The sequence below is a fragment of the Kitasatospora sp. NPDC059803 genome, from assembly GCF_042732255.1.
Taxonomy (GTDB): Bacteria; Actinomycetota; Actinomycetes; order Streptomycetales; family Streptomycetaceae; genus Kitasatospora.
This window is the reverse complement of the sequence record NZ_JBHWIJ010000044.1, coordinates 1-12,491: the sequence shown is the minus strand read 5'-3', so window position 1 is coordinate 12,491 and position 12,491 is coordinate 1. Positions and strand designations below refer to the sequence as shown.

Genomic DNA, 12,491 nt, shown 5'->3' with positions numbered 1-12,491 from the left:
TGTCACCGGCACTTGACCTTGCTTCCGTGGTCGGTGAGCAGGTCGTTGCGGATCCACCCTTGGACGCCGGTGCTCACGTTCCGCGCGTACGTCCAGCTGAAGTCGTCGTCGGCCAGGGGGGTGGAATAGCAGTGGTAGTCGAGGGCCTGGCCCTGGTAGGCGACGCCGTTGGCGGGGCACCCGGTGCTGGCACCGGAGCGCATGTTGACGGCCCCGTCGGCGGTGGCGTACCACCCGCCGCCGTCGATGTCCTCGGGCACCCATCCGCACCCGGCGAACACGGTGGCGGGTGCGGCGGGTGCGGCGGATGCGGGGCTGGCGAGGGCTTGCGGGGCAGCGAGTGCGCACAGGGCTGCACTGGACAGGAGCAGCGCGACGATGTGCCTACGCATGGTTGACCTCCGTTTGGTGGAGTGAAGGAAGACCTGTAGCCACGGGACGGGATGCGGGAAAGAGGCATGCGGCCGACGTGGGTGGCTCACCCGCCGCGGCTGCCGGCAAGGAAGCACGACGGCCGGCTGTCAGTCGTGGTACACCACAGGGCTGCAGTCCAGGGTGCTGTCGGGGAACCCGAAGTACGTGCCGCAGACCCGGTAGTAGGAGCCGTAGCTGGTGCCCACCATGTTGGACCAGTCCAGCTCGCCCTTGTTCACCGCGACGGCGCGTTCCTCCTGGACGTCGACACCGCCGCCGCCGTCGAGGAGGACACGCTGGATCACCGCGCTGGCGCCTGCGGCGCCGGCGCCGGAGGCACGTATCCAGCCGGCGTGGCACGCGTTGGACCACCGCAGCTCGTAGTACCCGGCCTTCAGCGTGTAGGCCCGCAGGTTGAAGGCGTCGGCGTCGCAACCGGTGCCCTTCGGCCCCTTGTTGGAGCACGTACCGCCGTAGCAGGAAGCCGCGTAGGCCGCCGGTGAGGCGGCGACGGAGAACCCGATGAGGGCTGCGGCCGCGAGGGTGAGAGAAACGAGCCTGTTCTTGAGCACATTCACTCCGATCGGATCGAAAGAGCGGCTGATACCGGGGAAAGCGGTGGCCGGTCCCCCTTCGGGGCAGGACCGGGCCCCCGCTTCCCCGCCGGTGGCTGTCCCCCGGCAGTCAGCGGCCACCTCATGCTGGTTCGGAGCTGATTGTCCGTCAATCAATCTCTGGGAAAGCCAAGTTCGAGCACGGAAAAATATCGTTGTCCGCGGACAAGGGGATTGCCGTGGACCGGTGGAAGACGGGCGGGCGCCTGCAGCTGCCCGGGGTCAGCTGTCCACGACGAGTGAGCGGGTGGGGCCCCTGGTACGTCTTCTCGTGCTGGACCTGTGGGTGCGGTCACACGAGTCGGCGTCGGGGCAGGGCGGGGCGGTTGCCGCTGAGGCAGGGCATGACGAGCGCAATGGCGGTGTCCGCGCTGCGGGAGCGGAAGCCCCGGCGGACGATCGGGCGGGTCCTGGTGTTCGTGGACTCGATCGGCCCGCCTGTCACCTGCTGGTGATCAGGGTGGCGGCCGGTCCGCTGATTTTCGTCCAGGTGGCGGCGCCGTTGCTGGGTGCCTGGTAGATAGCGCTGTGGTCGGGCGCCAGGCGGTAGATGTGGTCGGCGGTGACGGCGAATTCGGCTCCCGCCTCGCTGACCGGATCCCAGAACTGGGGAGTGCGGGCGTAACGCAGGAAGGTGCCGTGATCGGGACTGGTGGCGAACAGGTCGGCCGGCCCGGCGTAGAGGTCCTGGGCGTGGCCGCCGATGAGGGTCCAGTCGCTGCCCGTACCGTCCCATTGGAACACCTGGCTGCGGTCCGGTGAGAGTCCGTAGAGGCGGGTGTCGCTGACGGCGAAGGTCGCCCCGTCGGTGCCCACGTAGGTCCAGATTTCCCTGGCGGTGTCGTAGTGGAAGATGCGGCCGTCGCGCGGGTCGGTCGCGAACAGGCCGGCCCCGCCGCCGTACAGGCGTCCGGCTGGGCCTCCTATCTTGGTCCAGCTCGTTCCGGTGCCGTTCCAGCGGTAGACGCCGGTGTGGTCCTGGGCGAGGCGGTAGAGGCGGGTGCCGCTGATGGCGAAGTCGGCACCGGGTTCGCTGACGGGTGTCCAGTTGCCCGGGGTCCCGCTGTAGCCGAGCAGCCGTTTGTCGTCGGCGCTGACGGCGAACACACCGGCGCCTCCCGCGAGGATCCTTTCGGTGGGACCGCCGATGGGCGTCCAGGCCATGTCCCGGCCCTGCCACTGGTAGACGGCGCGGTGGTCCGGGGCGATGGAGTACAGGGTGCCCGGAGCGGAGGCGACGACCACGGGTTGTCCCGGCTGCTGGGGGGCCGTGTCAGGCGGAACGCCCTGGGTGTCGCGGTTCCGTGGGGTGCTCGACGCCTCGGGGGCGGGCGTCGCGTCGGCCGGGGTCGGCGCCGACCCGGGGGTGGGCGTCACCTCGACCGAAAGCGGGGCCGAAGGCGAGGCCGCAGCCTGCTGCGGTCCGGGGGCAGCAGTTGCGTCTGCCGAGGCCGGGGCTGAGGCCGTAGCCGACGCGATGCCGGCGGCCGGCCGGTACGTGTCCGCGGACGTGCCGGCCGCGGACGGGGACGGGGACGGACCGTGGGCCTCGGTGACCGCCGGCACACGGTAGGAATCTGCCAGGTACGGCACCGGGATGCCCGGTGCCGGTGCGCTGAAGTGCATACCGAGCAGCACTCCGACCAGTAGCAGGGCGAGGGCCGCGAACAGGATGGTGCCGGTCCTGCGGCGGGTGCCCGCGGCGCTGGGGGCGCCTGCGGCGTGCGGGGCGTTACGCGCCCGGCCGAACGGGGCGATGAGGCCGGTCAGGCGATTGTCCGGGGCGTCGACGACCTCGCCGCGGACAATCCGGGGTACCGGTGAGCGCGGTACGACGGAGGTCACCCCGAGCACCTCGCGGCGCCGGTCGGCCAAGGCCTCCCGCACCGCCACGAGGTCGGCGTCCAGGCGCCACAGCACCGGCAGACGCGCCCGCACCCCGTCGGCCACCACCAGCTCGGACCCCGGCTCCCGGCCCTCGTCCGCCCGGGCGTGCGTACGCTCCTGATCGGCCAGGAGCCCGACGGCGTCCTGCTCCCGCTGCGCCGCCTGTTGCGCCTCACGTGCGCTCTGCCTGATGCGCCGCACCTCGGCCAGGCAGCGCGTCGCCTCCCGCAGCCGGGCCCGCCGCAGCTGCCCCGCGCCCCCGCCGGGCGCCTGCTGCGAAGCGGGGCCCGTGTCGTCCTCCGCGTCGTCGCCCAGTTCACCCCGCAGCTCGGCCACGACCTCCACCAGCACACGGATCAGTTTATCCGCCTCCGCGACCCCCTCCTCGGCCTGTCGCTGCGCCTGGCGGGCCAGGTCCAGCGCCTGCTGGACGGCGAAACGTCCCGCTTCGGGCGGCCGCAGTCCCCGGGCCGCCAGGGTGGCTTGTTCGTGCAGGCGGGCAGCACGTTCGAGCAGCACCGTCCGGGCCCGCGGGTCGGTCACGCGGTCGTGGACCAGCCGCTGGAGCAGGTGCCACGGGATGTCCTTCTCCCCGGAGCGGTACTCGCTCCAACTGGTCTTGCCTGCGGGGTAACGCCGGGCGAGCTCGCGGACGGTGACTCCCGACGTCACCTCCCGCACGAACCGGGCCAGGGCATCCGCCTGCTCGGTCTCCCCCTTGAGCCGCCCCTGCGGACGTCCAACACCAGCCACCCCGTGCCCCCTTGTCCTGTCCGGCGGCCGGACCTGATTGTCCGCCGCCCCCTGACCCTCAGTCGGCTTCTTGTAGATGAACAATCAAACAGGCTGCACTGTGGAGTCTCCACCGATTCTTCGAACAACGTGCCGGGGTCGGCGGGTCGGCGGGCCGCCGGGCCGGCGCCCCCGGGCCGGGCGTCTGGCCGAACCGGAAACTGACGCTACATCAATTCTCTTGATCCAATGGATCATTGGCGAGAGGGGAGTTCCCGGTGGCTGGTTCACACACCCTTCGCCCGGCAGCAGCCCTGGCCGCCGCCGCGACGGCCGCCACCGTGCTCCTCGGCCCGGCACCCGCCGCGGCCGGCCGACCCCGCCCCGCCGACCCCGCGCCTTCTGCCCACCCCGCGCCTTCTGCCCACCCCCACCTTCTGTCGCTCCCGTCGAACGCCGCCGAGACCAGCACCGTGGCAGCCCTGAACACCGCGGGCGACGTCCTCGGGGGAGTGCTACCCGAAGGCGGCTACGCACAGTGAAACCGTCGCGGCCCGGAGGCGGGGGCCGCGACCAGGAATTGATACGTACCCGAAGCGGGAATAGCCTGGAACCATTGAGAGTTGGCGGGTGCCCGATGCGTCGGCCCCGCTGAGCGGTACTGCGTCCAACCGGTACCGCGTCCGACCGGTACCGCGTCCATCTGCTGGGGGCGTCCCATGCACACCCACCCGGCACGGGCCTTGGCCGTCTGTTCGCCAGGGCACGGCAGACTCCACCTCTTCGTCGGCGCGCACGACGGCGCCGTACGGTACCGGGTGTTCGACGGCCGCTGGCACGCCTGGCACGCGCTGGACCGCCCCTGGCCCTCGCCCGGCGCCCCCGCGTTCACCGGCGCCCCCGCGTTCAACTGGCTGAGCGCGACGGCGGCCGAGGGCCGCCCGGTCGAGGTGTTCGCCCTCAGTGCGGCGGGCGAGCTGTTACGGCTGCGCCCCGGCGCGGGGGAGCACCCGCACTGGACCTCGCTCGGCACGCTCGCCCGGGGCGGCTCGGCGACCGGTTTCACCGTCGTGTCGAGCCGGTCCGGCGATGTCCACCTCGTCCTGGACGCGGGCGCCCACGGCTGGGAGTTCCTGCGCGGACACCCGACCAAGGGGCCAGTTGTGCTCCGCACGGGCGAGCGCGCACCCGGGCACCTGACGGCCGTGCCCGTCGCGCCCGGCCGGATCGACCTCCTCCTCGCCGACACCCGCGAACGACGTCTGCTCCGCGCACACCTGGAGAGCGACACCCCGCCGATGCGCGAGCCACCGGTGTGGGAGGAGCTCGGCCCGCTCCCCGACGGTGACGAACGCTCCTTCACCTGCCTCGCCGCGACGGAGCGTGACGTCTTCCTGGGCGGCGACCACGGCCTGCGGCACTCCGCTCTGGCACCCTGGCTCGGCTGGGAGCAGCTCGGCGGCGACCTCACCGCCCCCGGCACGACCGGCCCCCGACTGACCGCTGTCGCCTCCGGCGGCGGCCGCACCGACGTGCTCGCCGTCTGGGCCGGTGCCGCGCTGATGCACCGGCGCTTCGACCGCGGCTGGCAGGACTGGCAGCTCCTCGACCTGCCGGACGCGCCCACCGGCAGCTACCCCGTGCTCCGCGCGGACGACCTGGTCACCCTGACCGTCCGGAGCCAGGGCCTGCACGAACAGACCCGGCCCGACGGCACGGTCCAGCTGGTGGCCGACCCGGGCGGCGGCCACCTCCTGGTGGACGTCCCCCCGCAGCACCTGGCCGAGACCGTGGTGGAGTCCGGTCAGCCGCCCCAGGGCTTCCTGGCCGGCCCTTCCACCCTGTGCTTCGCCGTCGGCCCGGACCCGGTCACGCTCACCGTGGCCGGCCTGCTCGACGCGATGAACCGCCTGCCGCTGATCGTCACGACGGCCACCACCGCCGACCTGCTGGCCCGGCTCGAAGTCCCCTGGAACCTGCTGCTCACCCTGCAGCCGGACGCCCGGTGCACCCACCGCACCCTGCCCGCCACCGGCATGGCAGGCGGCACCGAGCTGTGGCACAGCCGCATCGCGGGCCCCGACGGACACCTGACGGCGCGGCCCCTCCGGTCCCTGGCCGACGGCACCGACCACGGCACCCCGCTGGACACCTGGTACGACCGGATCGTCGCGGCCGCCGCCGAGAACCCGGCCGTCCCCCTCACCGTCGACCGGCTGATCCTGAGCGCCTACGGCGCCCGGTTCTGCGCCGCCGCCCACTGGCCCCGGCTGGAGTGGGCCCAGGACGCTGCACTCGGCCGGGACTTCCACGTCAAGGTCTCCGTTCCCGGCGCCCTGTTCCCGTTCGGCCACCGGGCCGCCTACATCGAGGTCTCCGACCGCCGGTTCGACGGCACGGACCCCGCCGTGGCCGCCCTGCACCGCAAGGCCTTCCTGATCGTCACCGAGCCTGTCCGCGACGACTACGGCATCGGCGCGGGCGGCCCGCACGAACGCCGGTTCCCGTTCCAGAGCGTCGCGATCGACCCCGGGCAGACCGACGGCCTCGACGACGCCTCCTGGATCCCGGTGGGCTCCTCGGCCGCCCCGCCGAGGTGCTTCTGGCCGACCAGGGCCGGCACCCCCGTGGTGTTCACCCTCCAGGCCACGGCCGGGCAGGAGTACGTGGAGCTGGACCTGCCACTGCTGTTCGTCGAGGACGCCGCCACCGGCGCCGGCTACGGCGCGGCACTCGACGGAATCTACGGAAACGGTCCGAGCACCGGAGCCTTCGCGAGCCTCGGCCGCCCCCTCTGCGACATCGCCGCCCGCATCCCGCTCGTCATGACGTCCCCGACCCAGGCGGTGGAGGACGCCGTGCAGGAGGTGCAGTCGATGACCTTCGGCGGGATCGGGGCCGGGCTCTCCCCGAGCGGGGTCGGCTTCTATCCGCAGGTGACCCAGCTGGCCGTGGGGCTGCCGGCCGTCCGCCGGCTGCTCGGCCCGCTCCCGGCGCTCCCCGCCACGATCTCGCAGGCGCTCGTCGACACCCCCTGGGGCAGCCCGACACCCGACGCGCTGCTCGACCTCGTCACACCCCGGACGCTCGACTTCGGGGCCGCCGGGGCCCGGGTCGGCGGGCTGTCCGCCCCCAACATGACCGTGTCGCAGATCTCGCGCACGCTCGGGCCGGCCGTCAGCGACGCCTTCCAGACCGTGCCCTCGAAGCTGTTCGCCCCGGACGCCACCCTGTTCGGCGTGGTCCCGCTGAGCAGCCTCATCGACGTCGTCAGCGCACCGCCGAAGCTCCTCTGGGTCGGGCAGCAGACGCCCACCCCGTCCGCGGAGCTGACCTGGCACCAGGACCTGCAGAAGCCCTTCCCGCCGTTCACGCCCGACACCGGGTGCGCGCTGGACCTCGACGTCCGGGCCCTGTCGGTCGACGGGAAGCCCGAGATGCACGCCACCGGGACGATCAGCAACTTCAAGCTGATCGTCCCCGACGTCGGCGCCCCCGCGTACGTCGCCCTCAGCTTCGCGTCCGTGACCTTCACCGCCGACCCCGGCAAGCGGCTCGACCTCTCCACCCACCTGACGAACGTCACACTCGGCGGGGATCTCGGGTTCCTCGCCACCCTGGAGCAGTACCTCCCGCTCGGGGGGAACGGCCCGAGGATCGACACCTCGGCGACCAGCATCACGGCCTCGTACACCGTCGCCGTCCCCAGCGTCGGCCTGCTGGTGTTCAGCGTGCAGAACCTCACCGTGCAGGCCGGCGTCACACTGTCGCTGACCGACCAGCCGATCGTCATGGACTTCGCGTTCGGCACCCGGGAACGGCCGTTCCTGGTCACCGTGTCGGGCTTCGGCGGCGGCGGGTACCTGGAACTCGGCCTGAGCGCCGGCGGCACCGACAGCGGCCTGCAGCGCTTCACCGGCGGGATCGAGTTCGGCGCCGCCATCGTCATGGACTTCGTCATCGTGTCCGCGGAGGTGCACGTCTTCGGCGGCGTCGTCTTCGCCAAGAACGGCACCGACACCGAGGTCACCGGCTATCTGCGGATCGGCGGCAGCGTCTCGCTGCTGGGGCTGATCAGCGTCTCGATCGAACTGACCCTCAGCCTGACGTACGACTCCACCTCCGGCTCGCTGAGCGGTTCGGCCCGGCTCGTGATCACCGTGGACCTGACCTTCTTCTCCAAGTCCTTCACGCTGGAGTGCCACAAGTGCTTCGGCAACTGCCCGCCCCCCGCCGGGCTGCGCCGCCCCCTGAGCGGTGCCTCGACCGCCTCGGACCCGTCGGTCGAGGCCGCGCTCGGGCCGCAGGGGCAGACCTTCCCGTGGCAGACCTACTGCCAGGCGTTCGCAGGGGAGTGAGCCATGTCATCGACCGGCCCGGAGAGTTCGACCGGCCTGGAGCGGCAGTTCGTCTGGACGGTGCTCCCGGCGGGCCGGCTGGCGACCGTCCCCGGCCAGTCCGCGCCGATGGCGCTGCTGTCGGTGCTGCTGACACCGCGCCTGCTCGCCCCGGACGGAGCCGCGCTCACCATCGCGGACTTCGGGATGCAGGACTGGCCGCGGCGGCTCGCCGGGGTGGGCTTCGACGTCCGGCGCGGCGGGCGGACGCTGCCGTCCGTGCGCGTCCCGTACACCGCCCTCGACGGGAGCACCGTCCAGTTCCCCCCGGACCGGCAACTCTCCGTCTGGCAGACGCTGTTCACCGCCACGATGCCGGTGGAGCCGTACCGGGCCACCAGCTACGACGGGCGGGCCACCAAGGCCTTCCCGGCCGGCCGGGCCGGTACCGACGTCAAGGGCATCTACGCCGCCACCGCCCAGGCCCACGCCGCGCACCGCGGCGCGGCGCCGGAGAGCCGCCCCGGGCTGCGGGCCGCGCTGCGGGCGATCGGCGAGCAGTGGCAGCCCGGCCTGCTGGCACCCGCCGGCGCCACCCCGGCCCACGCCACCCCGACCGGTGCCACGCCGCCCCACGCCACACCGCCCCACGCCACCCCGACCGATGCGACGCCGGCGCTCGCCCAGGCGTACGCCTTCTACCGGCGCGGCGCGCCCGACACCACGCCACCGGACCGCCTGGCGGCGCCCCCGCCCGCAGGCGAGTTCCACCAGGGCGTCGCGCACCTGGCCGACCACCCCGTCCTGCTGCGCGCGCTCGGCCTGCTGGTCGACCTCGCCGTACCCGCCTCCGCGCTCACCCCGGTGGACCAGACGCACCCGGCGGAGCTGAGGGTGGTGCCGCTGTGGCCCCAGCCCGACCCGGACCCGTCACCGGGCTGGAGCGCAGCCGCCCAGACCGACCTCTCGCCCGCCACCGCCTACACCGTCACCGGCACCCGCTTCGTGCCCTCCTCCGTCGACGGTCCGACCTCCACCGGCTTCAGCGGCGGCCTCCTGCCGCTGACCGGTGCCGGTCTCGCGCCCTCCGCGAACCCCCGGTTCGAGCTGCTGCCCTTCGACGTGGACGGCGCCGCCCTGCGGCTGGTCAGCACGGCCCGGTCGGACGGGTCGTCGCCCCCTCCCGGGGAGTCGTCCCCCGTTCCGGTCGGGGCACTGCCCGCGCTGCACTCGACGGGCTTCGCCCTGGTCGACCGGGCACGGGAGGAGGAGCACGGCAAGCAGCTCCAGCGGGCGCAGCAGCGCGGCACGCCGGCCGGCCTGCTCGCCTCCGCCCTGCTGGCGGACTCCCTGCTCGGCGGCTACCGGATGGACGTGTTCGACGACAGCCGCCAGACCTGGTACTCGCTGTGCCGGCGGCGGGTGCACCACACCGTCGGCGGCGTGCCGCTGCTGCCCGACGGCCTGCTGGAGGAGGGCTACCTGCGGCCCGGCCCGGTCGTCACCGGCTTCGGCGACGCCGACGCGCTGTACCTGCACGAGATCGTGGCGCGCTGGGACGGCTGGAGCCAGGTGGCCCAGCGGCCCGAGCGGGTCGCTGACACCGGGGACGCCCTGCCGGTACCGGTCACGTCGGGCCTCGACACGGTGGTGGAGTGCGACACCGGCTCGCTGCCACGGCTGCGGTTCGGCCGTAAGTACCGGATCCGGGTCAGGATCGCCGACCTCGCCGGCGGCGGGCTGCGCGTCGAGGAGGTCGGCGCCGCCGACGCCCAGTCGGACCTCGTCCCCTACTGGCGCTTCGAGCCGCTGCCGCCGCCGGAGCTGGTGCCGACCCGGGAGTGGGACGACGGCGACGGCCACGACCGGATGGTCATCCGCAGCGACCGCGGCACCTCGGCGGACGACTACGCGACCCTCCACGGCTACCGTGCCCACGACCTGCGGCACCTGCTGCCGCCGAAGTGCTCGCTGGCCCTGGCGCTGCAGTACGACGGAGCCTTCGACACCGCGCTGGGCCCCGCGGCGCCCGGCACCGAGGTGAGCCGGCTCTTCGCGGTCGCCGAACGGGCCGACCGCGAGCTCACCGACGTCCAGGGCGCGCGTACCGTCCCCGCCGGGCCGTCCTCGCCGTCCTCGTACGTCGTCCTGCCCGAGACCGACGCGGCCCTGCCCTGGCTGGCCGACCCGAGCGGCGTGTGCGCCGCCCTGAACGCCCGGCCCCGGCCCATCGACCCCGGCAACGGGCGGCCCGGTCAGATCGACCCGCCCGACGACGCCGTGATCGCCATCTGGCAAGGCGCCTGGCCCGACCTGCAGACCGCGTCCGTACGGCTGGAGGCGGCCGCGAGCGGCTGCACGGTGAGCCGGGCGGACCCACGCCACGTCACGGTCGCGCTCGGTCCGGCCGAGCAGGTGACCTTCGACATCCCGTCCTGCCTCACGTTCGACGACGTCGCGCTGTTCGGCATCGCGCGCTGGCAGGGCGTCGACCCGAACGTGCCGCACCTGCCGGCCTTCCAGGACATCGTCGCCGGCCGGAACCGCCTGATCACCCCACCGCGCACGGTCACCCTGGTGCACGCGGTGCAACACCCCCTCACCGACCCGAGCGGGCAGCTGACGCCCAGGCGGGGGCCCGGCGACCGCGACACCGTCCTCGGGACGGACGCCTTCGCGATCGACATCCCGAGCACCGGACGGATCGACCTGAACGCCGACTGGACCGACCAGGACGACAGCCCGCCGGCCGCACCGACCACCACCCGGCGGATGGCGCACGTCGGCTCGTACGAGGTCCAGCACCTGCCCCTGCTGGAGGCGCTCCCGGAGATCCGCCAGGAGTTCGGCGACACCCGCCACCACCACGTGAGCTACGCCGTGACGGCGGTGTCCCGCTTCGAGGACTGCTTCGCGCGCATCCTCGCCACCGATCCCGGTGCCTGCACCGCCGCCGGGCAACTCGGCGACATCGACGTGCCGAGCACCGTGCGCCCACCCGCCCCCCAACTGCTCGACTGCGTCCCGTCGTTCGGCTGGACCCGCACCACCGACGGGCAGCGGTCGCTCACCCGGCTGCGCCAGGGCGGCGGCCTGCGGGTCCTCCTCCAACGGCCCTGGTACGTCTCGGGCGACGACGAGGCCCTGGCCGTACTCACCTTCCCGCCCGGGCCGGTCCCCGCCGAAGCCCTGCGGTACGTCGCGGTCGCCGGACGCGACCCGATCCGGGACACCGGGGCACCACCCGCCGTCCTCAGCGGAGCCCAGGTCAACGCGGCACAGCGGGCCCAGGTGACCCTCCCCGAGCTGCACCGCCTGCTGGACGCCGCCCTCTACCCGGTCGAGTTCGACGCCGAGGGCGACCGCTGGTTCGCCGACCTCGACCTGACGCCGGTCGTCTCCGCCTCCTACTTCCCGTTCGTCCGGCTCGCCCTGGCCCGCTACCAGCGGTACACCATCCCGGGTGTCCCCGACGTGTCACAGGTGGTGCTGACCGAGCCCGTCCAACTCGCGCCGCAGCGGCGCCTCACGGTCACCCGCAGTGCGGGGCAGGCGGGCGTCGTCCTGGAGGGCCTCGGGCCGGGCGGCGCCGGGAACACCGTCCGGACCGAACTCCAGGTCCAGGACCCGGGGGTGACGGCGCCGGACGGCGTCACCGGCTGGTCCACCGTCCTGACGGCCTCCGCCGTCCTCGGGCAGACCATCACGATCAGCGTTCCGGACACCGGGCAGCGGGCCCAGCGCCTGGTCGTCCGGGAGTTCGAGACCCGGCCCGTTCCCGCCGGCGCCGACACCACCGGTCGACCCGTGTTCGTCGACGTCGTAGCCCTCGGAACGTGGTGACGGACGTCACCGCGGCTCCACGACCGAAGAAGCGATCATGGCAGACATCTTTCCCGACACCGGCCAGCTCCGGCTCGCGGACCAGGCCACCAGCGGCCTCCTGCCCCTCGTCGTGGACAAGGTGGCGACGTCCTGGTCCGTCCTGGTGGTGGCCCTCGGCCCGAACTGCGCACCCCTGGGCGCGAGGCCACCGGACATCGAGCTGCGGGCGGGCTCCGGAGCGCTCACCACCGTCGCGCAGGCACCCGCCACGTCGTCGATCGTCGACGGGACCGGGAGCGCGGTCGGCACCGCGTCGTGGACCAGGGACGCCAACGACGTCTTCACGGTGCAGATCGACATCTCCAATCCGGGGGAACGCCCCTGGGGCCTGCGGATCACGAACACCGACCCGCAGGAACTCGGCTTCGTCTGGTCCACGGGGAAGACCCCGGCGAAGGCCCAGCAGCCGCGGATCATCCTGGACCGCACCCCCCTGCGGATGACGGTGGCCTTGGGCGAGACCGTCCCGGACATCACGATCCCGATCTCCAACATCGGCACCGGACCGCTGCACGTGAACGGTCCGGGCGACCAGCCCATGGGTGCGGGCTACGTGCTGAAGAACTTCCCGGCCAGCCTCCCGCCCAACGCCTGCGACCACCTCCAGATCGGGATCAGCCCC

The 12,491-nt window shown here is 73.3% G+C and carries 6 protein-coding genes and 1 pseudogene; 4 read left to right on the top strand and 3 right to left on the bottom strand.

Going from position 1 to position 12,491, the window contains the following annotated elements; translation table 11 throughout:
- Positions 1-2 precede the first annotated feature (2 nt).
- The 3 genes from ACFV6I_RS10350 to ACFV6I_RS10340 all read right to left on the bottom strand — a co-directional run bounded on the left by ACFV6I_RS10350 (position 3) and on the right by ACFV6I_RS10340 (position 3,668).
- Positions 3-392: a hypothetical protein gene (locus tag ACFV6I_RS10350; protein ID WP_380424353.1), complete on the bottom strand. Its 390-nt coding sequence runs from the start codon at positions 390-392 to the stop codon at positions 3-5.
- A gap of 129 nt (positions 393-521) precedes the next feature.
- Positions 522-986: a DUF2690 domain-containing protein gene (locus ACFV6I_RS10345; protein WP_063351732.1), complete on the bottom strand. Its 465-nt coding sequence runs from the start codon at positions 984-986 to the stop codon at positions 522-524.
- Between the two features lie 483 nt (positions 987-1,469).
- Complete coding sequence (locus ACFV6I_RS10340) at positions 1,470-3,668, bottom strand: hypothetical protein (RefSeq protein WP_380424351.1); 2,199 nt, start codon at positions 3,666-3,668, stop codon at positions 1,470-1,472.
- A 257-nt stretch (positions 3,669-3,925) separates the two neighbouring features.
- Between ACFV6I_RS10340 and ACFV6I_RS10335 the strand changes: the two genes are divergently transcribed.
- The 4 genes and pseudogenes from ACFV6I_RS10335 to ACFV6I_RS10320 all read left to right on the top strand — a co-directional run.
- Positions 3,926-4,189 (top strand): hypothetical protein, encoded by a 264-nt coding sequence (locus tag ACFV6I_RS10335; RefSeq protein ID WP_380424349.1) that lies wholly within the window; start codon positions 3,926-3,928, stop codon positions 4,187-4,189.
- Between the two features lie 177 nt (positions 4,190-4,366).
- The gene (locus ACFV6I_RS10330) at positions 4,367-8,005 is read left to right on the top strand and encodes a hypothetical protein (protein ID WP_380424347.1); all 3,639 of its coding nucleotides are present in this window, start codon (positions 4,367-4,369) and stop codon (positions 8,003-8,005) included.
- 3 nt (positions 8,006-8,008) lie between these two features.
- Complete coding sequence (locus ACFV6I_RS10325; protein WP_380424345.1) at positions 8,009-11,827, top strand: hypothetical protein; 3,819 nt, start codon at positions 8,009-8,011, stop codon at positions 11,825-11,827.
- Positions 11,828-11,864: 37 nt separating this feature from the next.
- Positions 11,865-12,491: pseudogene (locus ACFV6I_RS10320) on the top strand (hypothetical protein); the annotation flags it as partial.

Bases quoted from the DNA above. Each gene is read 5' to 3' on its own strand.
- ACFV6I_RS10350 (WP_380424353.1), bottom strand. From the start codon at position 392: ATGCGTAGGCACATCGTCGCGCTGCTCCTGTCCAGTGCAGCCCTGTGC.
- ACFV6I_RS10330 (WP_380424347.1), top strand. From the start codon at position 4,367: ATGCACACCCACCCGGCACGGGCCTTGGCCGTCTGTTCGCCAGGGCAC.
- ACFV6I_RS10325 (WP_380424345.1), top strand. From the start codon at position 8,009: ATGTCATCGACCGGCCCGGAGAGTTCGACCGGCCTGGAGCGGCAGTTC.